Source organism: Thioclava sp. UBA3469 (genome assembly GCF_002378135.1).
GTDB lineage: Bacteria > Pseudomonadota > Alphaproteobacteria > Rhodobacterales > Rhodobacteraceae > Thioclava > Thioclava sediminum.
Window position 1 is genome coordinate 1 of the sequence record NZ_DFRG01000114.1, and the last position, 25,616, is coordinate 25,616.

The 25,616-nt window shown below is 65.4% G+C and carries 27 protein-coding genes, 2 tRNA genes and 1 riboswitch; of the genes, 13 read left to right on the plus strand and 16 right to left on the minus strand.

Annotated elements, in window-relative coordinates:
• On the minus strand, positions 1-555 hold a 555-nt coding region (locus B3D39_RS09385), incomplete at its 3' end, for an MBL fold metallo-hydrolase (RefSeq protein ID WP_286789627.1).
• Between the two features lie 97 nt (positions 556-652).
• Positions 653-1,069 (minus strand): metallopeptidase family protein, encoded by a 417-nt coding sequence (locus tag B3D39_RS09390; protein WP_274963069.1) that lies wholly within the window; start codon positions 1,067-1,069, stop codon positions 653-655.
• Positions 1,070-1,166: 97 nt separating this feature from the next.
• On the opposite strand from B3D39_RS09390, the gene gltX reads away from it, so the two are divergent.
• The 4 genes from gltX to gcvP all read left to right on the plus strand — a co-directional run bounded on the left by gltX (position 1,167) and on the right by gcvP (position 7,240).
• Positions 1,167-2,495: a glutamate--tRNA ligase gene (gltX, locus tag B3D39_RS09395; RefSeq protein WP_274963068.1), complete on the plus strand. Its 1,329-nt coding sequence runs from the start codon at positions 1,167-1,169 to the stop codon at positions 2,493-2,495.
• A gap of 166 nt (positions 2,496-2,661) precedes the next feature.
• A riboswitch (glycine riboswitch) is annotated at positions 2,662-2,752 on the plus strand.
• Between the two features lie 156 nt (positions 2,753-2,908).
• On the plus strand, positions 2,909-4,012 hold the full coding sequence (gene gcvT / locus B3D39_RS09400) for a glycine cleavage system aminomethyltransferase GcvT (protein WP_274963067.1): 1,104 nt from the start codon (positions 2,909-2,911) through the stop codon (positions 4,010-4,012).
• 22 nt (positions 4,013-4,034) lie between these two features.
• Positions 4,035-4,394 (plus strand): glycine cleavage system protein GcvH, encoded by a 360-nt coding sequence (gene gcvH / locus B3D39_RS09405; protein WP_078546225.1) that lies wholly within the window; start codon positions 4,035-4,037, stop codon positions 4,392-4,394.
• A gap of 5 nt (positions 4,395-4,399) precedes the next feature.
• Positions 4,400-7,240, plus strand: a complete 2,841-nt coding sequence (gene gcvP / locus B3D39_RS09410) for an aminomethyl-transferring glycine dehydrogenase (protein ID WP_274963066.1) — start codon at positions 4,400-4,402, stop codon at positions 7,238-7,240.
• Between the two features lie 82 nt (positions 7,241-7,322).
• Here the strand turns inward: gcvP and glpX are convergent, their stop codons facing one another.
• The 4 genes from glpX to B3D39_RS09430 all read right to left on the minus strand — a co-directional run bounded on the left by glpX (position 7,323) and on the right by B3D39_RS09430 (position 10,401).
• On the minus strand, positions 7,323-8,288 hold the full coding sequence (gene glpX / locus B3D39_RS09415; RefSeq protein WP_274963065.1) for a class II fructose-bisphosphatase: 966 nt from the start codon (positions 8,286-8,288) through the stop codon (positions 7,323-7,325).
• A gap of 101 nt (positions 8,289-8,389) precedes the next feature.
• Positions 8,390-8,791, minus strand: a complete 402-nt coding sequence (locus tag B3D39_RS09420) for a VOC family protein (protein ID WP_246831818.1) — start codon at positions 8,789-8,791, stop codon at positions 8,390-8,392.
• Between the two features lie 4 nt (positions 8,792-8,795).
• Positions 8,796-10,097, minus strand: a complete 1,302-nt coding sequence (locus B3D39_RS09425; RefSeq protein ID WP_274963064.1) for a homoserine dehydrogenase — start codon at positions 10,095-10,097, stop codon at positions 8,796-8,798.
• A 100-nt stretch (positions 10,098-10,197) separates the two neighbouring features.
• A complete protein-coding gene (locus tag B3D39_RS09430) occupies positions 10,198-10,401 on the minus strand; it encodes a hypothetical protein (protein ID WP_078539731.1) in 204 nt (67 codons plus the stop codon).
• A gap of 114 nt (positions 10,402-10,515) precedes the next feature.
• Here B3D39_RS09430 and B3D39_RS09435 point away from each other — a divergent pair, with 114 nt between their 5' ends.
• The gene (locus B3D39_RS09435) at positions 10,516-11,103 is read left to right on the plus strand and encodes a TetR/AcrR family transcriptional regulator (RefSeq protein ID WP_274963063.1); all 588 of its coding nucleotides are present in this window, start codon (positions 10,516-10,518) and stop codon (positions 11,101-11,103) included.
• Between the two features lie 36 nt (positions 11,104-11,139).
• Here B3D39_RS09435 and B3D39_RS09440 read toward each other — a convergent pair whose 3' ends face one another.
• Positions 11,140-11,622: a hypothetical protein gene (locus B3D39_RS09440; RefSeq protein WP_274963062.1), complete on the minus strand. Its 483-nt coding sequence runs from the start codon at positions 11,620-11,622 to the stop codon at positions 11,140-11,142.
• Positions 11,623-11,724: 102 nt separating this feature from the next.
• Positions 11,725-12,444 carry a 1-(5-phosphoribosyl)-5-[(5-phosphoribosylamino)methylideneamino]imidazole-4-carboxamide isomerase gene (hisA, locus tag B3D39_RS09445; protein ID WP_274963061.1) on the minus strand — a complete coding sequence of 240 codons (720 nt, stop codon included), beginning with the start codon at positions 12,442-12,444 and terminating at the stop codon, positions 11,725-11,727.
• Positions 12,445-12,589: 145 nt separating this feature from the next.
• Between hisA and B3D39_RS09450 the strand changes: the two genes are divergently transcribed.
• Positions 12,590-12,976 (plus strand): DUF2147 domain-containing protein, encoded by a 387-nt coding sequence (locus tag B3D39_RS09450; protein WP_078519662.1) that lies wholly within the window; start codon positions 12,590-12,592, stop codon positions 12,974-12,976.
• A gap of 52 nt (positions 12,977-13,028) precedes the next feature.
• On the opposite strand, the gene B3D39_RS09455 is transcribed toward B3D39_RS09450, so the two are convergent.
• The 6 genes from B3D39_RS09455 to purD all read right to left on the minus strand — a co-directional run bounded on the left by B3D39_RS09455 (position 13,029) and on the right by purD (position 16,914).
• Positions 13,029-13,694 carry an adenine nucleotide alpha hydrolase gene (locus B3D39_RS09455; RefSeq protein ID WP_274963060.1) on the minus strand — a complete coding sequence of 222 codons (666 nt, stop codon included), beginning with the start codon at positions 13,692-13,694 and terminating at the stop codon, positions 13,029-13,031.
• Positions 13,694-14,332, minus strand: coding sequence for an imidazole glycerol phosphate synthase subunit HisH (hisH, locus tag B3D39_RS09460; RefSeq protein ID WP_274963059.1), 639 nt, complete (start codon positions 14,330-14,332; stop codon positions 13,694-13,696). Before hisH ends, B3D39_RS09455 begins: the two co-directional genes overlap by 1 nt.
• Entirely contained in the window at positions 14,332-14,919 is a 588-nt protein-coding gene (gene hisB / locus B3D39_RS09465; RefSeq protein ID WP_274963058.1) for an imidazoleglycerol-phosphate dehydratase HisB, read from the minus strand. The genes hisH and hisB overlap by 1 nt, the downstream gene beginning before the upstream one ends.
• Before the next feature lie 127 nt (positions 14,920-15,046).
• Positions 15,047-15,121, minus strand: a tRNA-Gly gene (locus B3D39_RS09470).
• Positions 15,122-15,143: 22 nt separating this feature from the next.
• Positions 15,144-15,218: transfer RNA gene (locus B3D39_RS09475), tRNA-Gly, on the minus strand.
• Positions 15,219-15,648: 430 nt separating this feature from the next.
• Complete coding sequence (gene purD / locus B3D39_RS09480; protein ID WP_274962060.1) at positions 15,649-16,914, minus strand: phosphoribosylamine--glycine ligase; 1,266 nt, start codon at positions 16,912-16,914, stop codon at positions 15,649-15,651.
• 93 nt (positions 16,915-17,007) lie between these two features.
• Here purD and xseA point away from each other — a divergent pair, with 93 nt between their 5' ends.
• Positions 17,008-18,588, plus strand: coding sequence for an exodeoxyribonuclease VII large subunit (gene xseA / locus B3D39_RS09485; protein ID WP_274962061.1), 1,581 nt, complete (start codon positions 17,008-17,010; stop codon positions 18,586-18,588).
• A 3-nt stretch (positions 18,589-18,591) separates the two neighbouring features.
• On the opposite strand, the gene B3D39_RS09490 is transcribed toward xseA, so the two are convergent.
• Entirely contained in the window at positions 18,592-19,014 is a 423-nt protein-coding gene (locus B3D39_RS09490) for a hypothetical protein (protein ID WP_274962062.1), read from the minus strand.
• Between the two features lie 55 nt (positions 19,015-19,069).
• Positions 19,070-20,260: an alkane 1-monooxygenase gene (locus B3D39_RS09495; protein WP_286789628.1), complete on the minus strand. Its 1,191-nt coding sequence runs from the start codon at positions 20,258-20,260 to the stop codon at positions 19,070-19,072.
• A 122-nt stretch (positions 20,261-20,382) separates the two neighbouring features.
• Between B3D39_RS09495 and B3D39_RS09500 the strand changes: the two genes are divergently transcribed.
• The 6 genes from B3D39_RS09500 (at position 20,383) to B3D39_RS09525 (ending at position 25,583) form a co-directional block, all read left to right on the plus strand.
• A complete protein-coding gene (locus tag B3D39_RS09500) occupies positions 20,383-21,021 on the plus strand; it encodes a lysoplasmalogenase (RefSeq protein WP_274962064.1) in 639 nt (212 codons plus the stop codon).
• 55 nt (positions 21,022-21,076) lie between these two features.
• Complete coding sequence (gene ftsY, locus B3D39_RS09505; protein WP_078569451.1) at positions 21,077-22,363, plus strand: signal recognition particle-docking protein FtsY; 1,287 nt, start codon at positions 21,077-21,079, stop codon at positions 22,361-22,363.
• 180 nt (positions 22,364-22,543) lie between these two features.
• Positions 22,544-23,446 (plus strand): EamA family transporter, encoded by a 903-nt coding sequence (locus B3D39_RS09510; RefSeq protein WP_152842924.1) that lies wholly within the window; start codon positions 22,544-22,546, stop codon positions 23,444-23,446.
• Between the two features lie 6 nt (positions 23,447-23,452).
• A complete protein-coding gene (locus B3D39_RS09515) occupies positions 23,453-24,064 on the plus strand; it encodes an inner membrane-spanning protein YciB (RefSeq protein ID WP_274962065.1) in 612 nt (203 codons plus the stop codon).
• 66 nt (positions 24,065-24,130) lie between these two features.
• Complete coding sequence (xth, locus tag B3D39_RS09520; RefSeq protein WP_274962066.1) at positions 24,131-24,940, plus strand: exodeoxyribonuclease III; 810 nt, start codon at positions 24,131-24,133, stop codon at positions 24,938-24,940.
• Positions 24,941-25,016: 76 nt separating this feature from the next.
• The gene (locus tag B3D39_RS09525; protein ID WP_274962067.1) at positions 25,017-25,583 is read left to right on the plus strand and encodes a peroxidase-related enzyme; all 567 of its coding nucleotides are present in this window, start codon (positions 25,017-25,019) and stop codon (positions 25,581-25,583) included.
• Positions 25,584-25,616: the final 33 nt, after the last annotated feature.

Genomic DNA, 25,616 nt, shown 5'->3' on the forward strand with positions numbered 1-25,616 from the left:
GGCTTCGAACGTGTCGTTGCCCGCATTCGACCAGTGGTCGAATTCTTTCTGGCCGGTGATATAGGCGGCATTGGCGAAGGTCTCGCCGCCATCGCCCATCAGCCCGCCGATATGGTCGCCATGCATATGGGTGATCACGACATGGGTGATGTCCTCGGGCGCGTGTCCGGCGGCGGAAAGCGCGGAGGTGATCCCCTCCGGCGACAGGCCGGTATCGAAGAGGATTTTCTCCGAGCCAGTCTCGATCAGTGTGGGCGTGAAGAAATTCAGAGACTTGTCGGCGGGGATATAAGCGGCTTCCGAGACGGCCGCGAAGTCTTCGGGGCTGGCATTCATGCCGAAGATCGTTTGCGGGTTTTCCAACTCGCGGGATCCGGCGAGCAGCGTGGTGATCGTCAGGTCGCCCATCTGCATCCGGCGATAACGCGGGATCGCGGGCGGGGCTTCGTTCGAGCTTTGCGCGGCGGCGCCGGTCCCGGTCAGAAGCGCGGGGGCGGCGGGCAGGAAAGCGGCGGTTTTCAATGCTGCGCGGCGGGTCATGAAGGTCCTGGTCATCGGGTCTCTCCCTCTCGATGGTTGGTCTTCGCAGGTCGAAGTCTAGCGCATCGCGCCGCTTCCACAGAGTCGTGAACGTTGCGTGAGCCGCTTCGGTTCACTCCCACCAGCGATCGATCGACGAAATATCCGCGTCGGACCATCCAAGGTGATGCGCCAGTTCATGCACGAAAATATGGGTGACGAGGGCCCCCAAGGGTTCGTTTCCGCGCGAGACCCACTCGTCGAGGATCGGGCGGCGGAAGAGCCAGATCACATCCGTGTGGCCGCCGGGGTCCATCACGGATTTCTCGGTCAGCGGGATGCCGTCATAGAGCCCGGTCAGCTCGAAAGGGTCCTCGATGCCGAGATCGGCAAGCATCGCCTCGGAGGCGAAGTCTTCCACCCGGATCGCGACGCCCTGCGCGGCGTGGGCGAATTCCGGCGGAAGCGCCGCGCGTGCGGCCTCGGCCAGCGCCTCGATCTCCTCGATGCCCGGTGCCGTGACCTCCGCCCAGTCGTAACCCTCGCTCATCGCACCCTCCAAGCCGCTCTGCACGCGCCGCATGGCCCCTCATATGGACAAACGGGCCGCCTTGTGAAAGAGCAGGCGCCAACAGGAGTTTGCCCAGATGACCACCGTTACCCGTTTCGCCCCGTCGCCCACCGGCTATATCCATGTCGGCAACCTGCGCACCGCGCTGATGAACTACCTGATCGCCCGCAAGACCGGCGGTCAATTCATCCTGCGCCTCGACGATACCGATCAGGAGCGTTCGAAGCAGGAATATATCGACGCGCTGAAGCAGGACCTCGAATGGCTCGGCATCGAATGGGACCGGGAAGAGCGTCAGTCGCTGCGTCTCGACCGCTATGCCGAAGTGGCCGAGCAGCTGAAGGCCGACGGTAAGCTTTATGAATGTTTCGAGAGCCCGACCGAGCTGGACCTCAAGCGCAAGAAGCAGCTGAACATGGGCAAGCCGCCGGTCTATGACCGCGCGTCCATGCATCTGTCGGATGCCGAAAAAGACGCGATGCGCGCGGAAGGCAAGGAAGGTTACTGGCGTTTCAAGCTGGAACTCGAGCGGATCGAGTGGAAAGACGGCATCCTCGGCGATCTGTCGATCGATGCGGCCTCCGTGTCCGATCCGGTGCTGATCAAGGCCTCGGGGCAGGTGCTTTACACCTTCGCCTCACCGGTCGACGACGCGGATATGGGCATCACCCATATCGTGCGCGGCGGCGATCACGTCACCAATACCGCGACGCAGATCCAGATCATCGAGGCGATCGGCGGCAAGGTTCCGAACTTCGCGCACCATTCGCTGCTGACCGGCCCGCAGGGCGAGGAACTGTCGAAGCGCCTTGGCGCGCTCTCGATCCGCGATCTGCGCGCCGAAGGCATCGCCCCCGAGGCGCTGCTGTCGATGATGGCGCGTCTTGGTTCGAGCCAGCCGATCGAGCTGAAGATGTCGATCGACGAGCTGGCCGACGGGTTCGAGCTGAACCACTTCGGCTCGGCGCCCACGAAATTCGACCCGGCGGACCTGATCCCGCTGACCCGCGCGCGCAACCAACATCTGCCGTACTCGGCCGTGGCGGATCGCATTGCCGAACTCGGCATCCCCGAGGATCAGCGCGAGCGGTTCTGGAAGGTCGCCTCGCAGAATATCGACAAGCTTGACGATCTGAAGGGCTGGGCCGAGCTGTGTCTGAACGGCGCGGAGCCTTCGATCGACGAGGAAGATCGCGACTTCATCGCGCAGGCCATGACGATGCTGCCCGCGCCGCCCTATTCCGACACCACGTGGAAGGACTGGACCGCGGAGGTGAAGGACGCGACCGGGCGCAAGGGCAAGGGGCTGTTCATGCCGCTGCGCAAGGCCGTGACCGGCATGGCGCACGGGCCCGATATGGGCGAGCTGATGCCGCTTCTGCACAAGGTTCCGGCGCGCGGCTGACGGCTCCGTCGCAGGCTCGCACAACCAATTCCAAAGGCGCGAGGGGAGAGCCCCTCGCGCTTTTTGTTTGGGCAATTCGCGACCTCGTGAGGTCGTTTTCGGCGGTAAAGCGGCGGTTTTGGCGATTGGGGCTTGTCAGTCGCGCGGGGCCTCAGGTAATCGGGAGAAGTTGGATACGGGAGAATCCGGGGGAAACCTCGGTGCCGAAGGAGCAACCGCCCCGGTAAACTCTCAGGCAAAAGGACCGTGCCCGACGAAGGACTCTGGAGAGTGATGCGGCGTGCAATCGCGGCATCCGCCGAAGGGATAACGATCTCAGGCGTCTGCATGGCAGGCACGGACAGAGGGGGCATCGGGCGAGCCGGAAGGCTCATGAATCGATGCCGGATCATCCGGCTGAAGGGGAGGCCGCGATGAGCGAGTTGAAACGCACACCGCTATACGATCTGCATGTTGAGCTGGGCGCCAAGATGGTGCCGTTTGCGGGCTACGAGATGCCCGTGCAATACCCGCTGGGCGTGATGAAGGAACACCTGCACACCCGCGCGAAGGCGGGGCTGTTCGATGTCAGCCACATGGGGCAGGTGATCGTGCCGGGCGAAGGCGCTGCCGAGGCCTTCGAGGCGCTGGTGCCGGTGAGCCTGATGGGCCTGAAAGAGGGTCGCCAGCGCTATGCGATGTTTACCGATGAGAATGGCGGCATTCTCGATGACCTGATGGTGGCGAACCGTGGCGATCATCTCTTCGTCGTGGTGAACGCGGCCTGCAAGGAAGACGACATTGCGCATATGCGGGCGCATCTGGAATCGGTCGAGGAACTCACCGACCGCGCGCTGCTTGCGCTGCAAGGGCCCGCCGCGGAGGGCGTTCTTGAGGCTCTGGTGCCCGGCACCGCCAAGATGCGCTTCATGGATGTGGGCGTCTATCACTGGAACGGGACGGAGCTTTGGATCTCGCGCTCGGGCTATACCGGTGAAGACGGCTACGAGATTTCCGTGCCCGCGGACCGCGCGGTGGAATTTGCCCGCAAGCTGCTCGCCGATGAGGCGGTGGAGCCGATCGGTCTGGGCGCGCGCGACAGCCTGCGGCTCGAAGCGGGGCTTTGCCTCTACGGCCACGATATCGACACCACCACGACCCCGGTCGAGGGCAACATCGCCTGGGCGATCCAGAAGGTGCGTCGCAAGGGGGGCGAGCGCGAAGGCGGCTTCCCCGGCGCGGATCGCATTCTGAGCGAATTGGAAAACGGACCGAGCCGCCTGCGCCTCGGCCTGCGCCCCGAGGGCCGCGCACCGATGCGCGAAGGCGTCGAGATTTTCGCCGAGGCCGAGGGGGGCGATCCGATCGGACGCGTGACCTCGGGCGGTTTCGGTCCCTCGATCGAGGCACCGATGGCGATGGCTTATTTGCCGGCCGAAACGCTCGAAGGCACCACCGTCTATGGCGAGGTGCGCGGCAAGCGTCTGCCCGCCAAGGTCGTTTCGATGCCCTTCCGCCCTGCCACCTACAAACGCTGAACAACCAATCGGGAGACGTTACATGAAATTCACCGAAGACCACGAATGGCTCAAAACTGAAGGCGACGTTGTGATCGTCGGCATCACCGAGCACGCTTCCGAGCAATTGGGCGATGTCGTCTTCGTCGAGCTGCCCGATGTCGGCGACACGGTCGAGAAGGGCGACGAGATCTGCGTGATCGAGTCGGTCAAGGCTGCCTCCGACATCCTCGCGCCGCTGGGTGGCGAGATCGTCGAGATCAACGAGGATCTGGCCGACAATCCGGGCCTCGTGAACGAAGACCCGCTGGGCAAGGCGTGGTTCTTCAAGATGAAACTCACCGACGCCTCCGCGCTCGACGGCTTCATGGACGAGGCCGCTTACAAAGACTTCATCGGGTAATATCCATGACCTTCACCCCCACGACTTACGACAGTTACGATTTCGCCAATCGCCGCCATATCGGGCCCTCACCGGCCGAGATGGAGGAGATGCTCAAAGCCGTGGGGGCGCCGGACCTCGACGCGCTGATCGCCGAGACGGTGCCGAAAAGCATCCGTCAGGCCGAGCCGCTGGGCTGGGCGCCGCTGACCGAGTATGGCCTCCTGCAGAAGATGGAAGGCGTCGCGAAGAAGAACCGCGTGATGACCAGCCTGATCGGGCAGGGCTATTACGGCACGGTCACGCCGCCCGCGATCCAGCGCAATATCCTCGAGAACCCGGCCTGGTATACGGCCTACACGCCCTACCAACCCGAGATCGCGCAGGGCCGCCTCGAGGCGCTTCTGAACTTCCAGACGATGGTGTCGGACCTGACCGGGCTGCCGGTGGCCAATGCCTCGCTACTGGACGAGGCGACTGCAGCGGCCGAAGCCATGGCGATGGCGCAGCGCGTCGCGAAGTCGAAGGCCACCGCCTTCTTCGTCGACGAGAACTGCCATCCGCAGACCATCGGCGTTATCCAGACCCGCGCCGAGCCGCTCGGCATCGAGGTGATCGTGGGCGCGCCCGAGACGCTGGAAGCCGAGAAGGTCTTTGGCGCGATCTTCCAATATCCGGGCACTTATGGCCATGTCCGCGACTTCACCGCCGAATGCGAGGCGCTCCATGCCGCGAAAGCCGTGGCCGTGGTCGCGACCGATCTTCTGGCACTGTGCCTGCTCAAAGAGCCCGGCGCGATGGGCGCCGATATCGCGGTGGGCTCCGCGCAGCGCTTCGGCGTGCCGATGGGCTATGGCGGCCCGCATGCCGCCTTCATGTCCTCCACCGACAAGATGAAGCGCGCGATGCCGGGCCGGATCGTCGGTGTGTCGATCGACAGCCACGGCAACCGAGCCTACCGGCTGAGCCTGCAGACCCGCGAGCAGCATATCCGCCGCGAGAAGGCGACCTCGAATGTCTGCACCGCGCAGGCGCTTCTGGCCGTCATGGCGAGCTTCTACGCGGTCTTCCACGGCCCCGTCGGCCTGCGCGCGATCTCGGAACGCGTGCACCTTCTGACCGTGCAACTGGCCGAGGCGTTGAAGGCCGCTGGCGCCCTGGTGGAGCCTGCGAATTTCTACGATACGATCACCGTCGAGGTGGGCGTGGGCCAGCAGGGCATCCTCGCCGCCGCCCGTCATCGCGGGATCAACCTGCGCAAGGTGGGTCGCGACCGGGTCGGAATCTCGCTCGACGAGACCAGCGATCCGGGCGTGGTGGCCAAGGTGCTCGACGCGTTCGGGATCACCGAAGCCGCCCCCGAGGCCACGCAACCGGCGGTGCCGGATGCGCTGCTGCGCGAGAGCGATTACCTCACCCATCCGGTCTTCCACATGAATCGCGCCGAATCCGAGATGATGCGCTACATGCGCCGCCTCTCGGATCGCGACCTCGCGCTCGACCGCGCGATGATCCCGCTCGGCTCGTGCACGATGAAGCTCAACGCAGCCGCCGAGATGATGCCGCTGACCTGGCCGGAATTCGGCTCGCTGCACCCGTTCGTACCGCTCGATCAGGCGCAGGGCTATGCGGAAATGATCGACGATCTGACCGCGAAGCTTTGCGAGATCACCGGTTATGACGCCTTCTCGATGCAGCCCAATTCGGGCGCGCAGGGGGAATATGCGGGGCTGTTGACCATCGCGGCCTATCACCGCGCCAATGGCGACGATCAGCGCGACGTCTGCCTGATCCCGATGTCAGCGCATGGCACGAACCCGGCCTCGGCGCATATGGCGGGGATGAAGGTCGTCGTGGTGAATTCCGCGCCCAATGGCGATGTGGATCTGGAGGATTTCGAGGCCAAGGCGGCAGAGGCGGGCGACAAGCTCGCGGCCTGCATGATTACCTATCCCTCGACCCATGGCGTCTTTGAGGAGACGGTGAAGCGCATCTGCGACATCACCCACGAATATGGCGGTCAGGTCTATCTCGATGGCGCCAACCTCAACGCGCTGGTGGGGCTGGTGAAGCCGGGCGAGATCGGCTCGGATGTGAGCCACCTCAACCTGCACAAGACCTTCGCGATCCCGCATGGCGGTGGCGGTCCGGGCATGGGGCCGATCGGGGTAAAATCGCACCTCGCGCCCTTCCTGCCGGGCCATCCCGAGACCGGCGGAGACGAGGGGCCGGTGAGTGCCGCGCCCTATGGCTCGGCCTCGATCCTGCTGATCTCCTGGGCCTATATCCTGATGATGGGCGGGCCGGGCCTGACGCAGGCGACCCGCGTCGCGATCCTCGCTGCCAACTACATCGCCGCGAAGCTGAAAGAGGGCTACCCGATCCTCTTCATGGGCAATCGCGGACGTGTCGCGCATGAATGCATCATCGACACGCGGCCCTTCGCGGAGGTGGGCGTGACGGTGGACGATATCGCCAAGCGTCTGATGGATAACGGCTTCCACGCGCCCACGATGAGCTGGCCGGTCGCCGGCACGCTGATGGTGGAGCCCACCGAATCCGAGACCAAGGCCGAGATCGACCGCTTCATCACCGCGATGCTCTCGATCCGCGACGAGATCCGCGAGATCGAGGCGGGCGAGATCACCCCCGAGGACAGCCCGCTGCGCCATGCGCCGCATACGGTGGAAGACCTCGTGGCCGATTGGGACCGGAAATATACCCGCGAGCAGGGCTGTTTCCCGGCAGGCGCCTTCCGGGTCGACAAATACTGGCCGCCCGTGGGCCGGGTCGACAACGTCTTCGGCGACCGCAACCTGATCTGCACCTGTCCGCCGGTCGAGAGCTACGCCGACGCGGCAGAGTAACCGCCAGCCAGAATGACGAAAGGCCGGAGCATCGCGCTCCGGCCTTTCTCTTCTTCTCGATAAAAATATCCAGACGCGCCGGTTACTTCACCGGGTTGCGGTAGATCACGCGGCGCAGCGAGCTGGTTTTCGAGCGCATCAGCATCGTCTCGGATTCGATATAGGTCGGCTCGCGCTTCACGCCCTTCACGATCGAGCCGTTGGTCACACCGGTCGCGGCGAAGATCACGTCCGAACGCACCATCTCGTCGCGCGTATAGACCTTGTCGAGATCGGTGATGCCTGCCTTCTTCGCGCGCCCGCGCTCGTCATCGTTGCGGAACAGCAGCTTGCCCCACATCTGACCGCCCATGCATTTCAGCGCCGAGGCCGCCAGCACACCCTCAGGCGCGCCGCCGGAGCCCATATACATGTCGATGCCGGTGAAATCCGGCTCGGCGCAGTGAATGACGCCCGCCACGTCGCCATCGGTGATCAGGCGGATCTTCGCACCGGTCTCGCGGACCTCGGCGATCATGTCCTCATGGCGCGGACGGTCGAGGATGCAGACTGCGATGTCCTTGGTCTCGACGCCTTGCGCCTTGGCCAGCGCCTGAACGCGCTCGGTCGGGGTCATGTCGAGCGAGACCACGTCTTTCTCGTAGCCCGGGCCGATGGCCAGCTTGTCCATGTAGACGTCAGGCGCGTGCAGCATCGTGCCGCGCGGCGCCATCGCGATCACGGTCAGCGCGTTGGGCATGTCCTTCGCGGTCAGCGTGGTGCCTTCCAGCGGGTCGAGCGCGATATCCACTTCCGGGCCGACGCCCTGACCGACTTCCTCGCCGATATAGAGCATCGGCGCCTCGTCGCGCTCACCTTCCCCGATGACCACGGTGCCGCGGATTTCCAGCTTGTTGAGCTGATCGCGCATGGCGTTCACCGCCGCCTGGTCGGCAGCCTTCTCGTCGCCGCGACCGATCAGGTCGGCGGAGGCATGAGCAGCCGCTTCCGACACGCGGGCGAGGCCCAGCGAAAGCATGCGGTCGTTGAAATCACTCGGAGGGGTCATTTGGGTCTTCCTGTCTGCCTAGGCGTTGTGGGCCGGGCATAGGTAAAGCCTGTGGGGGCGCGAAGGGCAACCCCGTGAACGCTAACAGGAGAGGCCAGCCGCTATTGCGGTGAAAAATGGCACGCAATACAGAGCTTGTTGCCATCCGGGTCGCGAAAATAGGCGCCGTAATAATCCGCGTGATAATGCGGGCGCAGCCCCGGCGGGCCCTCATCGGTGCCGCCCAGTTTCAGCGCGAGGGCGTACACGGCATCGACCGTCGCACGGTCGGGCGCATCGAATCCGACCATCGGCCCGTTGCCGGGGGCGGGGGCGTCGCCGTTGAAGGGGCGGGTGATAAAGAAGATCGGGCGGCTGCCATCCTCGGCGGTCCAGCCTGCCCACTGTTTGGCGGGCTCGGAAAAGCGCAGCGCCAGACCGAGCCGCTCCATCAGCGGGGCGTAGAAGGTCAGCGCCCGGTCGAGATCGGAGATGCCCAGCGAGACATGGCTCAGCATCCCCATCCGCTCAGACCTCTTCGATGCGGATCGCGATCGGCTCGCCCTCGACCACGCGGGTCGCGGGCAGGGCGTCGATCGCGGCGTCGATCGCGTCGCGGGTCGTCTTGTGGGTGACGATCAGCACCGGGGCCGAGGTGTCGGCATGGCCGTATTGGCGCATCCGGCTGATCGAGACGCCCGCCTCGCCCAGAACGGTCGCGACCTTCGCCAGCGCGCCGGGTTTGTCCGACAGTTGCAGGCGCAGGTAATAGGGCGCGGGGATCGCGGTGACGGCCGGGGTGGGGGCCTCGAGCTTGTCGGCGGGCTGGCCGAAGACCGGCAGCCGCAACCCGCGTGCGAGGTCCATCACGTCGCCCATCACGGCGCTCGCGGTCGGGCCTTCGCCCGCGCCTGCGCCACGCAGCACGATCTGGCCGACCGAGTCGCCTTCCAGAACGGTCATGTTGGTGCCGCCGGTCAACTGACCCAGCGGCGAGGTGGCGGGCACGAGGCACGGCGTCATCCGCTGCTCCAGCCCGCGGCCAGTCATCTGCGCAACGCCCAGGAGCTTGATCTTGTAGCCCATATCGCCCGCGCGGCGGATATCGTCGATCGAGATGCGCCCGATCCCTTCCAGCGTCACGTCGTCGAAAGCGACCTGCGTGCCGAAGGCGATGGCGGCGAGGATGGCGAGCTTGTGGCCCGCGTCGATCCCGCCCACGTCGAGGTTCGGATCGGCCTCGAGATAGCCAAGCGCGCGCGCCTCTTCGAAGACCGTGTCATAGGGCAGGCCCGCATCTTCCATCCGCGTCAGGATGTAGTTGCAGGTGCCGTTCATCACGCCCATCACGCGGCGGATACCGTTGCCCGCAAGCCCTTCGGTCAGCGTTTTGATGACCGGGATGCCGCCCGCGACGGCGGCCTCATAGCGGATCGTGCGGCCGAGGCTTTCGGCGAGTTCCGCGAGCGCCTGACCGTGATGTGCGAGCAGCGCCTTGTTCGCGGTGACCACGTCCTTGCCTGCTTTCAGTGCGGCTTCGGTCGCGTTCTTCGCGGGGCCTTCATGGCCGCCCATCAGTTCGACGAAGACGTCGATGTCGTCGCGCTTGGCGAGCGTCACCGCATCGTCTTCCCATGCATAGCTCGACAGGTCCGCGTCGCGGTTCTTGGTGCGATCGCGGGCGGTGATGGCGGTGATTTCGACCGGACGGCCCGCGCGGGCTGCCAACAGATCGGCATGGCGTTGCACGATCTTCACCACACCGATGCCCACGGTGCCGAGACCCGCGATGCCAAGACGCAAGGGTGCGGTATCTGAGACGGCGGACATAGGGACCTCATGAGCGAAACTTGGTGGTTTGCGCCCTGTTAGCGGGAAAGCGCAGGCAGGGCAACGCGGCGTGCGGCTTCAACCGCTCTATGGCGTGATTTTATTGGCTGCGCATCGCGTCTGCGCGGGAGCGCAACGCATCGGCGCGGGCCTCCAGCTCGGGGGCCGGATCGGGGGTGAGGGGCTGATCGGTCAGGATCTCGTCCATCGGCAGCAGCGTCGGATAGCCCTCCATCGACTGTTTCGAACAGGCGGCGAGCGAGGCCAGCAAGGCAAACAGGGCGATCAGGGCAGGGGCGCGCATGGTTTCTCCTCTCGGGACAGGGGCAAACTATTGCGCGCGCGGCCCCATTGCCAGTGCCGATTGCGCCGCAAATCGGGTTTGATAATGAACGCCCGTTCAGTTAGCGTCGGTATCATGGCACGCAAGACTGGCTCCCATTCCGAGATTACCGGCCCGAAGATCCGCGCCGAGGCGCAAAGGCTCTTTGCGCGGCACGGGTTTGCCGCTGTCTCGATGCGCCAGATCGCAGGCGCGGTGGGGGTCCAGGCGGGCGCGCTCTACCTCTATACGCCCGACAAAGAGGCGCTGCTGTTCGATCTTCTCAAGACCCACATGGACGAGTTGATCGCTGCGTGGCACGCCGAGCCCGGCGGGGGCGACGCCCATGCGCGGCTGGAGCGTTTCGTGCGCTTCCACATCCGCTTCAACCTCGAGCGGGCGGAGGCGGTGTTCCTCAGCTATATGGAACTGCGCAACCTGAGCTCGGAGAATTTCGCGGTGATCGAGGGGCTGCGCAAGACCTACGAGACCGAGCTGGAAGCGATCCTGAAGGCAGGGCAGGACGAGGGCGTGTTCCTGATCCCGGATACCAAGCTTGCGACGATGGCGATCATCGCGATGCTGACCGGGGTGAATACATGGTTCCGCGAAGGCGGACGTCTGAGCCGCGCCACCGTCGCCGATATCTATTGGGACATGGTGCGCAAATCGGTGGGTGCCTGAGCCAAGGAAAAGGGCGGCTTGAGCCGCCCTTGATCGTCAGTTCAGGTTCGTTGTTGGGCCGATGACGGCTTCATTGGCCGGCGGAGGCGGCGCTGTGGGCGCTTTCGGCCGATCGAACTGCAGGCTGTGAATGCCGCCGAAGCCTTCCCAGCCGCCTTGGAAGAACAGATCGCCGCCGACGGTCCAATGCTCGCCCATCAGCCCGCCCGTGCCGAACCAGCCGCGGCTGCCATAGCCCATGCCCAGTTCCGCCATGGCGTTGTCCTGTCCGGCGACGCCGGTCAGCTTGATTTTGCCCTGCACCGGCCCCGGACCGATACCGAGATGCAATGACAGCTTCGCCCCGTTGATGTCGCCATCCGGATCGAGGTCGTAATTCATCGCGCCGAACACCCCTTCAAGGCCGCTCGCGCCCGGGCCGAAGGTCCAGTTCAGACCCACAAAGCCTTTGGTATCATTCGCCATGGCCGCGCTTGCGAGGCAAGCGGTCACCGCGGCAATCGTCATCATGCGTTTCATGGCACCCTCCACACTTGGTGTTAACGCTAGGTTAACCCTCACGCGGAAATTCACATGGCGCAATGATTTGTGTCACTTGCGGTGGATTTCCTCAGCGCTGTGTCAGGCGCGCAGCGCGGCCAGCGCCTCGGTCAGATCGAGTGCCCCGTCATAAATCGCCCGCCCCGAAATCGCGCCCGCGATCACGCCCGTGTCGCGCAGGGCGATCAGGTCGGGCAGGGACGACACGCCACCGCTCGCGATGACAGGGATTTCGACTGCGCCGGCCAGTGCCTCGGTCGCGGCGATATTCGGCCCGCCCATCGCGCCGTCGCGCATGATATCGGTGTAGATGATCGCGGCGACGCCCGCGTCCTCGAAGGACTTCGCCAGATCGGTGACCATCACATCGGTCTCTTCCGCCCAGCCCTTGGTCGCGACTTTGCCGTTGCGCGCATCAATCCCGACGGCCACCTGACCGGGGAAGGCCTTCGCCGCTTCGCGCACAAGATCGGGGTTCTCGACCGCGACGGTGCCGAGGATTACCCGCGCCAGACCCTTTTCCAGCCAACGCTCGATCGTCGCCATGTCGCGGATGCCGCCGCCCAGCTGTGCGGGCACCTTGATGCGCGACAGGATCGCCTCGACGGCGGCGGCGTTCACGGGCTCCCCCGCGAAGGCACCATTGAGGTCCACCAGATGCACCCATTCGCAGCCCGCCGCCTCGAACTTGGCCGCCTGCGCCGCCGGGTCGTCGCCGAAGACCGTGGCCTTGTCCATCTCGCCATGCAGCAGACGCACGCATTGGCCATCCTTGAGGTCGATTGCGGGGTAGAGGATCATCTGTGGGCACTCCTGAACTGTCGCGATGCCTCTTGCCACGGGTTCGCGGATTTTCCAAGCCTGACGCGGACGTCACGTCAGTCTTGCCGGGAATCGCTCTTGCATGGCCTGATGTGGCCAGCAGGCAAAAGGGAGGAGATTTGCCATGAAGACTTTGATGATCGCCGCAGCGACCCTGGCACTGGGCGCAGGCGCGGCGCTGGCCGACCCGATCGAGGGCACCTGGAAGACGCAGCCCGATGACGGCGCCTATGCCTATGTGGACATCGCGCCCTGCGGCTCGAAATTCTGCGGGACTATCGTGCGGACCTTCAAGGGCGGCAGCGAGTACAAGTCGGAAAACCTCGGCAAGCAGCTCGTGATCGGGATGGAGCCGAAGGGCAACAACAAGTATCAGGGCAAGGTCTGGCGCCCGTCCAACAACAAGATCTACCTCGGCAAGGTCACCGTGAACGGCAACGCGATGGCGCTGGCCGGTTGCGTGGCGGGCGGTCTGTTCTGCAAGTCGCAGGACTGGCAGCGCGTGAAGTGATGTATTCCCCGGCCCCTGCGATGACGCGGCGGGCCGGGATTTCTCGCCGGACTTACTCGGGGATCAGGTCTGCGTAGGTGAACCCGTCGCGCATCACCGTTTCGCCCACCCGCACCGGGATCGGCGCGTCAAAGATAGGGCCCGCGCTGACGGCGGTGTGAAACTCGCCATTCTCGCCGCAGGGGTCGACGCCTTCGGGCAGATCGGCCAGCAGCCTTTCATCGAACCGCCGCCCCGCGAAGCTGGGATCGAGCTTGCTCGGATCCACGGTCACAAGATGCGTGACGAACCCCGCTTTGATCATCTCGCGCGCAAGCTGATCCGTCGGGCGCTGCCAGAGCGGGAAGAGCGCCTCGACGCCCAGCGGCTTCAGCTTCTCGATCCGGTAATCGCGCACGTCTTCGAGGAAGAGATCGCCGAAGACCATCGTCTCGACGCCAAGTGCCTTCACCTGATCCATAGCCGAGGCCATCCGCGCCTCGTAATCCTCGTTCGAGCAGGGCCAGGGCAGCGGCACCTCGATCAGCGGCAGGCCCACGGCCTTCGCCTGACGGCGCAGCAGCTCATTGCGCGTCCCATGCATCGCCACGCGGTCGAAAGCCTCGTTGGTCGTCGACAGCAGCGCCACGACATCCGCGTGACCTTCGGTCCGGCAGGCATGAAGCGCCATCGCGCAATCCTTGCCCGACGACCACGACAGAACCGCCTTGGGCGCCATCAGGGCTTCCAGCCGAGGAAATTCGCGATCAGACGCAGACCGGTGGCCTGAGATTTCTCCGGGTGGAACTGGGTGCCCACGATATTGTCGCGCCCCACGATCGCGGTGATCTCGGCGCCATATTCGGCATAGGCCAGACGGTGTTCGGGCTCGGCTACGTTGAAGTGGTAGCTATGCACGAAATAGGCGTGGTCGCCCGTGTTGATACCGCTCAGCACCGGGTGATTGTAGCCGACCACCAGATCGTTCCAGCCCATATGCGGGACCTTCATCGACGGATCGGCAGGTTCGATCTTCACGACCTCGCCGGGGATCCAGCCGAAACCCTCGGTCTCGCGGAACTCGAGCCCGCGCGTCGCCAGCATCTGCATCCCGATGCAGATCCCGAGGAAGGGGCGGCCCTTCACGGTCACCGCCTCTTCGATCGCCTGCGCCAGCCCCTCGAAGCGATAGAGCGCCGCGCTGCAGGACGGAAACGCCCCGTCGCCCGGCAGCACGATCCGGTCGGCGCGCGCGACGACGTCGGGCTCCGAGGTCACGACGATCGTGCCGCGACCCGTCTCGTTCGCCATGCGCTGAAACGCCTTCTCGGCCGAGTGCAGGTTGCCCGAATCGTAATCGACCAGTGCCGTGAGCATCAAAGCGCCCCTTTGGTCGAGGGCAGCACGTCGCCCATGCGCGGGTCGGTCTCGACCGCCATGCGCAGGGCGCGGGCGACCGATTTGAACGCGGCCTCGGCGATGTGGTGGCTGTTGAAGCCATGCACGCGGTCGATATGCAGCGTGATCCCGCCATGGGTGGCGAGGGCCTGGAAGAACTCGCGCACCAGTTCGGTGTCGAACGTGCCGATCTTCGGCGAGGGCATGTCGCAATTCCAAACGAAGAAGGGGCGCGCAGAGAGATCCAGCGCGCATTGCACCTGCGTGTCATCCATCGCCAGCGCGAAATGGCCGTAGCGGCGGATGCCGCGCTTGTCGCCAAGCGCCTGCACCAGCGCCTGACCCAGCGCGATGCCGGTATCCTCGACCGTGTGGTGGTCGTCGATATGCAGGTCGCCCTTCGCGCGCACGGTCATGTCGATCAGCGAATGCCGCGCGAGCTGGTCGAGCATGTGGTCGAAGAAGCCCACGCCCGTCTTGTTATCGAATTGACCGGTGCCATCGAGATTGATCTCGACGTTGATCTCGGTCTCGGCGGTCTTGCGGCTGATCGTGGCTTTGCGCATGGGGCGCCTCCTTGAAACTCACCGCCTTATAGGCCGGGGCAGGGGCCGCGCTCAAGCGGGGGCATGTCGATTGACGGGCAGTGGGGCGGAAAAACAAAAGCCTCCCCGAAGGGAGGCTTTTTTGTATTGGAGCGGGCGAGGCGATTCGAACGCCCGACCCTAACCTTGGCAAGGTTATGCTCTACCCCTGAGCTACGCCCGCATCCTTGGGTATTTGACCGAACTGGAGCGGGCGAGGCGATTCGAACGCCCGACCCTAACCTTGGCAAGGTTATGCTCTACCCCTGAGCTACGCCCGCGCCGGTTCGGTGGAGGCGGATTTAGGGGATAGCGGCGTAGGCTGCAAGAGGAAATTTTGCGCGAAGAGGAATTTTCCTGCCTGACGTTTCGGCAGGCGGCGCCGAGCCGCGTTGCAAGCACTTGGTAAGGCAAGAGGGCAGCGAGCCGGCGGGCTCGGGACGCGCCGGGTGAGGGGGCTCTGCCCCCGCTGGCTGCGCCAGCCCCCCGGGATATTTGAGCCAAGCCGAAAACGAAAAATGCCCGACTCGATCCGCAGAAGGGCGGGCGAGCCGGGCACGTTCGTCTTGGGCGGTCATCGGCGTCCCCGCCTGTTCCGCGAATCCTTGATAGCGTGAGCGTAGTTAATGTTCCGTTGCGCCCGTTCGGCTTGGTGGAAATATCCCGGGGGGCGCGCGGAACGCGAGCGGGGGCAGCGCCCCCTGTCACGCCTCAGCTCAGCGCCCGCCAGCCGATATCGCGGCGACAGAAGCCTTCGGGCCAGTCGATCGCGTCGATCATTTCATAGGCCCGGTCGCGCGCTTCCTGCAGGCTCTCGCCGCGGGCCGTGACGTTGAGAACCCGTCCGCCCGTCGCGACGACATGTCCGTCTTTCTCTGAGGTGCCCGCGTGGAAGACCATGCGCGAGCCGTCTTCGGGCAGCGCGTCGAGCCCGCCGATCACCGAGCCTTTTTCATAGGCGCCGGGATAGCCCTGCGCGGCCATCACCACCGTCATCGCGTGATCCGGCGCCCATTGCGCCTGCACCTCGTTCAACCGCCCTTCCGCGCAGGCCAGCAGCAGATCGAGCGCCTGCGCTCCGAGCCGCAGCATCAGCACCTGACATTCGGGATCGCCGAAGCGCACGTTGTATTCCACGAGCCGCGGCTGGCCGTCCTTGATCATCAGCCCGGCATAGAGCACGCCCTGGAACGGGGTGCCGCGCTTGGCCATCTCGGCCACGGTGGGGCGGACGATTTCGTCCATCGCCTTCGCCTCGATCTCGGGGCTCAGGATCGGGGCGGGGGAATAGGCGCCCATGCCGCCGGTGTTTGGGCCGGTATCGCCTTCGCCGACGCGCTTGTGGTCCTGCGCGCCGCCCACGGCCAGCACGTTCTCGCCATCGCACAGCACGAAGAGCGAGGCTTCCTCGCCCTCCATGAATTCCTCGATCACGACTTCCGCGCCCGCGCTTCCGAACGCGCCGCCGAAAATTTCGTCGATGCCGTTGAACGCCTCATCGAGCGTCATCGCGACGATCACGCCCTTGCCGGCGGCGAGACCGTCGGCCTTCACTACGATCGGCGCGCCCTGTTCGCGGACATAGCCCTTCGCGCCTTCCGCGCTGGTGAAGCGGGCATAGGCGGCGGTGGGCGCGTTGCAGGCGTCGCAAATCTCTTTCGTGAAGGCTTTCGAGGCTTCCAGCTTCGCGGCCTCCGCCGAAGGGCCGAAGGTCAGGATGTTCTGCGCGCGCAGCGCATCGGCCACGCCCGCTGCCAGCGGCGCTTCCGGCCCGATCACCACGAAATCGACCGCATTGGCCTCGCAGAGTTCCAGCACCGCCGCCGCATCGTTCGGATCGATCGCCGCGCAATCGGCGATCTGCGCGATCCCGGCATTGCCCGGGGCCACGATCAGCCGGTCGCATTTCGGATTTTGCTTGATCGCCCAAGCCAGCGCATGTTCGCGCCCGCCGCCGCCCAGAACCAGAATGTTCATCGCTCGCCCCCTTGGCCTTCGCTTTCCCGCCTTCTAAGCTGCGCGAAACTCTGAGGCAAGGCGCCCCGGACCAACGCTCAAGCAGGCAGGCATATGGACCTTCTCGACGACGAAAACGGCTCGAACGCGCATGACTACACGGTCTCCGAGATTTCGGGGGCGGTGAAACGCGTGATCGAGGGGGAATTCGGCCGCGTCCGGGTGCGCGGCGAAGTTGGCCGTGTGTCGATGCCGCGCTCGGGGCATATGTATTTCGACCTCAAGGACGACCGCTCGGTGATCGCCGCCGTCAGCTGGAAAGGGCAGGTGGCGAAGATGCAGGTCCGCCCCGAGGAGGGGATGGAGGTCATCGCCACGGGCCGGATGACGACTTTCGCGGGCCAGTCGAAATATCAGCTGATCGTCGACAATGTCGAACCGGCGGGCGCGGGTGCGCTGATGGCGATGCTGGAGGCGCGCCGCAAGGCGCTGGCCGCCGAGGGGCTGTTCGACGCGGGCCGCAAGAAGCCCATTCCGTGGCTGCCGCAGGTGATCGGCGTGGTGACCTCGCCCTCGGGCGCGGTGATCCGCGACATCCTGCACAGGCTCGCCGACCGCTTCCCGCGTCATGTGTTGATCTGGCCGGTGGCGGTGCAGGGTCAGGCCTGTGCGCCAGAAGTGGCGCGCGCGGTGCGGGGCTTCAACGCACTGGCGCCGGGCGGGGAGATCCCGCGCCCCGATCTGATCATCGTCGCGCGCGGCGGCGGCTCTATCGAGGACCTCTGGGGGTTCAACGAAGAAGCCGTGGTGCGCGCCGTGGCCGAAAGCGATATCCCCGTGATTTCGGCGGTGGGCCACGAGACGGACACGACGTTGGTCGATCACGCAGCCGACCGGCGCGCGCCTACGCCGACCGCTGCTGCGGAAATGGCGGTGCCGGTGCGCGCCGAACTGGCCGCTTGGCTGTCGGAGGCGCAGACGCGGATGATGCGCGCGGCGCGCGGGCGGCTCGATCAGCGCGGCCAGCGGCTGCGCGATCTGGCGCGTGGGCTGGGCCGTCCCGAGGCGCTGACGCAACCGGCGCGGCAAAGCTTCGATCTCTGGGCCGAGCGGCTGGGCCCTGCGCTGCGCACGCTGGTCCTGCGCAAAAACACTCGTTTCGCGCCGCTGGCTGCGCAAATCTCGCCGAACCTACTGCGGCGCTTCATCCGGGACCGCTCGCGTGAGATCGACGGCTTGTCGGCGCGGTTGGCGCCGGCACCGGCGGCCCGGATGCGGCGCGCGACCCAGGATCACACGCAGCTTGCGCGGCGGCTGGATGCGGCGCGGGTGCGGATGATCGGCGATGCGCAGCGGCGCAACCGCGACGGCGCCGAGCGGCTGGCGGGGCTGGAAGCCCGGCTGGAGCGCTCCTTGCCCGCGCGGCTCGAGGCGCAGGGCGAACGGCTCGAGCGGCTCGACCGGATGCGCCAGACGCTGGGCTATACCGAGACGCTCAAGCGCGGCTATGCGGTGGTGCGCGGCCCCGATGGCGTGGTGACCTCGCAAGCGGTGGCCGAAAAGCAGCCCGGTCTTGAGATCGAGTTCGCCGATGGCAAGCTCGCGGTGATCCCGGGCGGGGGCGGAAGTGCGACCGCGCCGAAGCCGAAGAAGAAAAAGCCCGATCCGGGCCCGTCTCAGGGCAGTCTGTTCTGAGGCTTACACGCCGACGTCGGGTCCCTGACAGACCAGCGGGTCGTGGCTTTCCGACAGGCTGACCAGCGGCTCCTGCGAGGGATCGCCCTTGAACTGCGCGAGCAGCCCCTGCGCCGTGTCGTAGAAGGTCCAGCATTGCAGCGGCGCATATTCGCCGTAGTCGAAGCAGATATACTGCCCGTCCTGATACCAGTCGCCTTCCTTGCACTCGCTTTCGGTGAAGGCCCAGATCACCTTGTGGCCGGGCTTGTATTGCTCGGAGCCGTAGGGCTGGCCGAAGACCGAATAGGTGATTGTGCGCCCGACGGTGCGCTGATCGAATTGCTCCGCATTGAGCGGCGGGCCGAGCGGATCGGCAGCGGCCGCCAGCGTCGGCATCAGAGCCAAGGCCGCAAGGGATAGAGACAGGATCGGGTTCGGGCGCATGGGGGAGGCTCCGGCAAGGTCTTTCACCCAACCTGCCAGATCGCGGCCCGCTTGCCTAGCGCGCGCTGGGCGCGTCGGCGTCGAGGGGCTTGCCCTGAAGCGCTTTCACGCGCTTGTCCATGACCCGGCGCCAGAGCGGCGTAGCTAGCGCCAGCGCCGCCATCGCGGGCAGGCTACGCGGCAGGACGGGTCGCTGCGGCTCGGTCAGATCGCCAAGCCGAAGCGCCGGGTATTCCCGCGCCGGATGCGCATGGTGATCCGAATGGCGCGGCGCGTTGAGCATCCACAGCGAGGTGATCGGCGCGGGCGCATCCCAGCTGTGATGCGCATCGACGGGATCGAAGCTGCCATCGCCACGCCGCCTCCGAGATAGGCCGTAATGCTGGACGTAATCGGCGAGCAGGATCTGCACCTGCGCATAGGCGCAGAGCATCAGGTAAGCCACCACGCCCTCGGCCCCGAAGAGCATCCCGAACAGCACCGCGAACCACAGCCCGCCCAGCAGATAGGACGGGTAGGGGCCGAGCCGCGCGATCCTCGCCTTGATCCGCGCGCTCAGCGGCGCTTTCGGATCGATCGCGGGCAGACGGGCGAAGCGGTTGCGCTCCATCTCGTAGCCGCCGACGAAGCTGCCGATCCAGGCTCGCGGCGCAAAGGACCAGAACCCCTCGCCAAGCTGCGCGGAATTCGGATCGTCCGGCGTCGCGACGAAGCGGTGGTGGACGAGCCTATGCGCTGAGGTGTGATGCCCGAAGAGCAGCGAGATATAGACCCATTTCCCCAGCAGAAAGAGCCGTTTGTCCGAGCGATGGATCATCTCATGCGCATTGGAATTCGACACCTGCCCGAAGAATAGCCCGAAGGCCAGCCAGACCGCGATCCAGCTTGGCCCCTCCAGCAGCGTATGCCCCGACATCGCCGCCACGCCGAGCACGAGCAGCACGAAATGCACCACCGCCAATGTCGTCGAGAGCGCATCCGCTGCCGGAAATTCCGAGCCTTCCGGTGCATCGGGAGAGGGATGCTTCAGCGCCTCATCCAGGATAAACATGCACAGCCCGATCCAGACCAGTGCCGCCCAGGCCGCGACCCCGCCGAAGACGCCCGCCACCAGCAGAAGCGGCACCGGCAAAAGCGTTACGACCGCGAAACTGTCGACCCCGGGGATCTCGCGCGACCGCCGCAGCAGATTGGCAATTGCTCCGCTCAGGCGGCGCTTGCGTGAAGGGTCTTTGCCTTGGGTCACGTGCTGCGGGTCCGCTTCGCTCACTCTCAATAATGCAATGGTTTTGCGCTATTCTTTCGCCAATTTCGACCCTTTTATGACCCCGCTTGCGGCGGCCGGGCTTTTCTGCGCGAGATGTGGCCATGATGTCCGCAGCCCCGATCAGTCTCCTCATCGCCGCCGTCTTCGCGGCGATTTACCTCGTACGCCATGCGGGTGCTGGGGAAAGCGGTGCGAAAACCCTTGTGAAGACCGCCTCCGTCGTGGCGCTGATTCCGATGGCGGCGGCCATGGGGGCGCCACTTGCGATCCTTGCGAGTCTCGCGCTCGGGGCGGCGGGCGATTTCGCCCTGTCGCGCCCCGGTCAACGGGCCTTCCTGATCGGCATGGCGGCCTTCGCGGCGGGGCATCTGGCCTATCTTCTGGGGTTTCTCGACATCGGCGCGCGGCCCTCCGCCTGGACCATCCCGCTCATCGCCCTGGGGCTGTCGGCGGAGTTCTGGCTGCTGCCGCGCACGGGCGGGCTGTGCTGGCCGGTGCGCAGCTATATCTGGATCATCGTGGCGATGGCGGCGGTGGCGATGGGCCTTCCTGCGGGCTATCTGATGGTGGTCGTGGGCAGCCTCGCCTTCGTCCTCTCCGACCTGATCCTCGCGCTGGAGATGTTCGTGCTGCGCGACGCAGGCCGCAAACAGCTGGCGGCACGCGCGCTCTGGGTGCTCTACTGGGGCGGTCAGGCCTTGATCGGCTGGGGCGCGGGATCGGGTTTTGCCGGGGGATAAGCCTTCCATCCGGGCCTGCGATGAACTAGGTGGAGCGTAAGGAAAGGCCTGATCCATGTCGTTTTTCAAAAAGCTCAAATCGCGTCTGACGCGTTCCTCCTCGAAGCTCGAGCAGGGCCTCGAGGATATCGTCGCCGAGAATGCGGCCAGCGAAGACGAGGTCGCGGAGACGCCGGAGCCTTCCGCGCCCGCGACGCCCGCAGAGACCTCCCCAGAGGCGGCGCCGCAGACCCGCGCCGAACCCGCCCCGGAACTGGAGCCCGAGGCAGAGCCGGAACCCGAACCCGAGCCGCGGCACAGCGAGACGATCAACCTCCCCGATCCGACCCCGCCCGCGCCCGGCTACGTGCCCGCGCCGGTAACCGAACCGGTCGAGGAGGAGAATGCGCAGATCGCCAAGGCGCCGCTCGACGTCGAGCCCGCGCCCGAGCGCCCCAGCCCCGAGCCGAAAAAGCCCGGCCTTCTGGGGCGCATCTTCGGCGGTGGCGAGGCGAAAGTGGCCGAGCCGCGCCGCGTCCTCGATGACGAGATGTTGGAGAGCCTCGAGGAATTGCTGATCGCCTCCGACATGGGCGTGGACACCGCGCTGCGCGTCTCGGCGAACCTCGCCGAGGGGCGGATGGGCCGCAAGCTCTCGGTCTCCGAGATCAAGGGGCTTCTGGCCCAAGAGGTCGCCCGGATCATGGAGCCGGTCGCGAAACCGCTGCCGCTTTACCCCAAGAAGCCGCAGGTCGTGCTGGTGGTCGGCGTCAACGGCTCGGGCAAGACCACGACGATCGGCAAGCTCGCCTCGCAATTCCGCGCCGCGGGCAAGCAGGTCGTGATCGCCGCGGGCGACACGTTCCGCGCAGCCGCCGTCGAACAGCTGCAGGTCTGGGGCGATCGCGCCGGTGTGCCGGTCCTGACCGCGCCCGAAGGCTCGGACCCGGCCTCGCTCGCCTATGATGCGATGAAGAAGGCCGAGGCCGAGGGCGCGGACCTTCTGATGATCGACACCGCAGGGCGGCTGCAGAACCGCGCCGACCTGATGGAGGAGCTGGCCAAGATCGTCCGCGTGATCCGCAAGGTCGACGAGAGCGCGCCGCATAACACGCTTCTCGTGCTCGACGCGACGACGGGCCAGAACGCCCTGCAACAGGTCGATGTCTTCCGCAAGATCTCGAACGTTTCGGGGCTGGTGATGACCAAGCTCGACGGTACTGCGAAAGGCGGTGTGCTGGTGGCGCTGGCCGACAAGTTCGGCCTGCCGATCCATGCGATCGGGGTGGGCGAGCAACTCGATGATCTGGCGCCTTTCGATCCGGAGGAATTCGCGCAGGCCCTCGTCGGTCTCGAAGACTGACGCCGCGAAGGGGGGCGCCGCCCCCCGCGCTTGCGCGCGCCCCCGGGGATATTTGTGCAAGAGCGAAGAGAGGGATGCGCCTTTCCTCTTCCCCTTGGTCGAAATATCCCGGGGGTGAATGGCCCCTGAGGCCAGAGGGGGCAGCGCCCCCTTGCCGCCGACATCACGAAGGACTTCCCCTTGAGCGACTGGATCATCTCCGTCTCGGGCACCGAGACCGGCAAGCATCTCGCGCTGAGCCTCGCTCTGCTCGCGGCCTTTCTTCACGCGCTGTTCGGGGCGTTGCAGAAGGGGCGCCACGATCCGTGGCTCAGCCGCGCCGCGATCGATGCGAGCTACGGGATCATCGCGGCCCCCTTCGCGCTTTTCGTCGTGCCGTGGCCCGAGCCCTTCATGTGGCCGATCTTCGTGGGCGTGTTCTTCATCCATGTCGCCTACAAGCTGCTGCAGGCGGCCTGCTACCAGCGCGGGGCCTATACGGTGGTCTATCCGGTCGTGCGCGGCACCGGACCGCTTTTCGCGGTCATCGGGGCGGGGTTCATCTTCGGTGAGCATTTCACGATCGGCCAATGGGCCGGGGTGGCGACGCTTCTGGCGGGCATATACGGGCTAGCGCTCTACAACCTGCGCAATGTGACGGTCGATCGCGACACGATGGTGCCCGCCCTGATGCTGGCCGTGGCGACCGGCGCCTTCGTCGCGCTTTACACCACCTATGACGCCTATGGCATCCGCGCGACCGCCGATCCGTTCACCTTCCTTGCGTGGTTCTTCTTCATCGACGGCTGGTTCATGCCGATCTTTACCGCGCGGCGCTGGACGAAACTGCCGAGTTCGGAAATGGTGCCGCTCATCAAGAGGGGTGTTATCGGCGCGATTGTTGCTTATTTCTCCTTTGGCTCGATCATGTTGGCGACACGGCTCGACAAGGTGGGCGAGGCGGCGGTGCTGCGCGAGACGTCCACGGTCTTCGCTGCGCTCATCGGCTGGCTCGTGCTGGGCGAGAAAGTGGGGCCGCGGCGCACGGCTCTGATGGCGCTGATCGCGGCGGGAGCCGTGATCGTTGAGATAGCAGGCAGGTAAAGGCAGATGGCAGAGAAAAAGATTTCCCCCTGGGTGAAAGCGGCGCTCGACTGGGGGCCGCTCATCGTGTTCTTCATCGCCTTCAACCGGCTGAAGGACGGCACCTACACGATCCTCGGGACAGATTACTCGGGCTTCGTCGTGGCAACCGCGCTGTTCATCCCGCTGATCGCGGCGACGACGCTGATCCTGTGGCTGCTGACCGGCAAGCTCTCGGCGATGCAGATCGCGACGCTCGTGTTGGTGGCGATCTTCGGCGGGCTGTCGGTCTGGCTGAACGATCCGACATTCTTCAAGATGAAGCCCACCATCATCTACCTGCTGTTTGCGGGTATCCTCGGGGCCGGATTGCTGCGCGGCAAGGCGTGGCTGCAACTGGTGATGAACGAGGCGATGCCGATGGCGCATAAGGGCTGGATGATCCTGACCAAGCGCTTCGTCTGGCTGTTTCTGGGCCTTGCCGTCGCCAATGAGATCGTCTGGCGCACGATGTCGGACGCGCATTGGGTCGATTTCAAGACCTTTGGTCTGCCGATCATCATGATCGCCTTCATCATGTCGCAGGCGAAGCTGTTCGAGCGTCACGGGATCGACACCGAGGAAAGCGAGGAGGGCTAACTCCGCCCTGTCCGTGCCCGCCGCGATCCGTTACACCTTTCGCGACTGCCAAACCCGGAGCCGCTCATGAAAATCGCCACCTTCAACATCAACGGCATCAAGGCGCGCCATCAGGCGCTGGTCGATTGGCTGAAGGAAGCCGAGCCCGACGTGGCTTTGCTGCAGGAGATCAAGTCGGTCGACGAGGGTTTCCCGCGCGAGATCTTCGAGGAACTGGGCTATTCGGTCGAGACCCATGGCCAGAAAAGCTTCAACGGCGTCGCGATCCTCTCGAAGCTGCCTCTGGAGGATGTGACGCGCGGCCTGCCTGGGGACGAGGGTGACGAACAGGCGCGCTGGATCGAGGCCACCGTGGTCGGCGACAAGGGCGCGGTGCGGCTCTGTGGGCTCTATCTGCCCAATGGCAACCCGGTGGAGCTGGACGATGCGGGCCAGCCCGTCGAAGGCGGCAAATACGCCTACAAGCTGTCGTGGATGGAGCGGATGAAGGCGCGCGCGGAAGAGCTGCTGGCGCTGGAAGAGCCCTTCGTGATGGCGGGCGATTACAACATCATCCCGCAGGACGAGGATGCCGCGAAACCCGAGGCGTGGCGCGACGATGCGCTGGCACTGCCGCAAAGTCGCGAGGCCTTCCGCCGTATCCTCAATCTCGGCTTCACCGAGGCGTTCCGCGCCCGGGTCCAAGGGCCGGGGCATTACTCCTTCTGGGACTATCAGGCGGGCGCCTGGCAGAAGAATAACGGCATCCGGATCGACCATCTGCTGCTGTCGCCGCAGGCGGCGGATCTGTTGCGCGAGGTCGGTATCGACAAGGAAATCCGCGGCCGCGACAAGCCCTCGGATCACGTGCCGGTCTGGATCACGCTCGACCTCTGAGCGCGATTGCCGCAACGTCATTTCCTCGGCCCCGTCGCAGCTGTGCATAGTGGCGGCGGAGAAGAGGAGACCCCACATGCAAGACAAGATCAGCCGGCATCCGGTGCCGAAACTCGCAGACATGCCCGAGGATATCCGCACGCGGATCGAGGCGGTGCAGGAGAAGGCCGGGTTCATCCCGAACATCTTCCTCGCGCTGGCGCACCGCCCCGACGAGTGCCGCGCCTTCTTCGCCTATCATGACGCGCTGATGGAGAAGCCCGGCAACCTGACCATTGCCGAGCGCGAGATGATCGTGGTGGCGACCTCGGCGGCCAATGAATGCCAGTATTGCGTGATCGCGCATGGGGCGATCCTGCGTGTCCGCGCCAAGAACCCGCTGATCGCCGATCAGGTCGCGGTGAATTACCGCAAGTCCGAGATCACGCCGCGCCAACGTGCGATGCTCGACTTCGCGATGAAGGTGAGCCTGCGCGCGCAGGAGGTCGAGGAGGCCGATTACGAAGCGCTGCGCGCCCACGGTTTCACCGATGACGATATCTGGGATATCGGCGCGATCACGGCGTTTTTCGGCCTGTCGAACCGCTTGGTGAACATGGCCGCGATCCCGCCGAACCCCGAGTTCTACGCGATGGGGCGCTGAGTGCCTCTGGTCTTCGCCCATCCGCGCGGTCTA

Excerpts from the sequence above, each read along its gene's own strand:
- B3D39_RS09390 (WP_274963069.1), bottom strand. The coding sequence starts at position 1,069 with ATGAGCGAGGGTTACGACTGGGCGGAGGTCACGGCACCGGGCATCGAG.
- gltX (WP_274963068.1), top strand. The coding sequence starts at position 1,167 with ATGACCACCGTTACCCGTTTCGCCCCGTCGCCCACCGGCTATATCCAT.
- gcvT (WP_274963067.1), top strand. The coding sequence starts at position 2,909 with ATGAGCGAGTTGAAACGCACACCGCTATACGATCTGCATGTTGAGCTG.
- gcvH (WP_078546225.1), top strand. The coding sequence starts at position 4,035 with ATGAAATTCACCGAAGACCACGAATGGCTCAAAACTGAAGGCGACGTT.
- gcvP (WP_274963066.1), top strand. The coding sequence starts at position 4,400 with ATGACCTTCACCCCCACGACTTACGACAGTTACGATTTCGCCAATCGC.
- glpX (WP_274963065.1), bottom strand. The coding sequence starts at position 8,288 with ATGACCCCTCCGAGTGATTTCAACGACCGCATGCTTTCGCTGGGCCTC.
- B3D39_RS09420 (WP_246831818.1), bottom strand. The coding sequence starts at position 8,791 with ATGGGGATGCTGAGCCATGTCTCGCTGGGCATCTCCGATCTCGACCGG.
- B3D39_RS09425 (WP_274963064.1), bottom strand. The coding sequence starts at position 10,097 with ATGTCCGCCGTCTCAGATACCGCACCCTTGCGTCTTGGCATCGCGGGT.
- B3D39_RS09430 (WP_078539731.1), bottom strand. The coding sequence starts at position 10,401 with ATGCGCGCCCCTGCCCTGATCGCCCTGTTTGCCTTGCTGGCCTCGCTC.
- B3D39_RS09435 (WP_274963063.1), top strand. The coding sequence starts at position 10,516 with ATGGCACGCAAGACTGGCTCCCATTCCGAGATTACCGGCCCGAAGATC.
- B3D39_RS09440 (WP_274963062.1), bottom strand. The coding sequence starts at position 11,622 with ATGAAACGCATGATGACGATTGCCGCGGTGACCGCTTGCCTCGCAAGC.
- hisA (WP_274963061.1), bottom strand. The coding sequence starts at position 12,444 with ATGATCCTCTACCCCGCAATCGACCTCAAGGATGGCCAATGCGTGCGT.
- B3D39_RS09450 (WP_078519662.1), top strand. The coding sequence starts at position 12,590 with ATGAAGACTTTGATGATCGCCGCAGCGACCCTGGCACTGGGCGCAGGC.
- B3D39_RS09455 (WP_274963060.1), bottom strand. The coding sequence starts at position 13,694 with ATGGCGCCCAAGGCGGTTCTGTCGTGGTCGTCGGGCAAGGATTGCGCG.
- hisH (WP_274963059.1), bottom strand. The coding sequence starts at position 14,332 with ATGCTCACGGCACTGGTCGATTACGATTCGGGCAACCTGCACTCGGCC.
- hisB (WP_274963058.1), bottom strand. The coding sequence starts at position 14,919 with ATGCGCAAAGCCACGATCAGCCGCAAGACCGCCGAGACCGAGATCAAC.
- purD (WP_274962060.1), bottom strand. The coding sequence starts at position 16,914 with ATGAACATTCTGGTTCTGGGCGGCGGCGGGCGCGAACATGCGCTGGCT.
- xseA (WP_274962061.1), top strand. The coding sequence starts at position 17,008 with ATGGACCTTCTCGACGACGAAAACGGCTCGAACGCGCATGACTACACG.
- B3D39_RS09490 (WP_274962062.1), bottom strand. The coding sequence starts at position 19,014 with ATGCGCCCGAACCCGATCCTGTCTCTATCCCTTGCGGCCTTGGCTCTG.
- B3D39_RS09500 (WP_274962064.1), top strand. The coding sequence starts at position 20,383 with ATGATGTCCGCAGCCCCGATCAGTCTCCTCATCGCCGCCGTCTTCGCG.
- ftsY (WP_078569451.1), top strand. The coding sequence starts at position 21,077 with ATGTCGTTTTTCAAAAAGCTCAAATCGCGTCTGACGCGTTCCTCCTCG.
- B3D39_RS09515 (WP_274962065.1), top strand. The coding sequence starts at position 23,453 with ATGGCAGAGAAAAAGATTTCCCCCTGGGTGAAAGCGGCGCTCGACTGG.
- xth (WP_274962066.1), top strand. The coding sequence starts at position 24,131 with ATGAAAATCGCCACCTTCAACATCAACGGCATCAAGGCGCGCCATCAG.
- B3D39_RS09525 (WP_274962067.1), top strand. The coding sequence starts at position 25,017 with ATGCAAGACAAGATCAGCCGGCATCCGGTGCCGAAACTCGCAGACATG.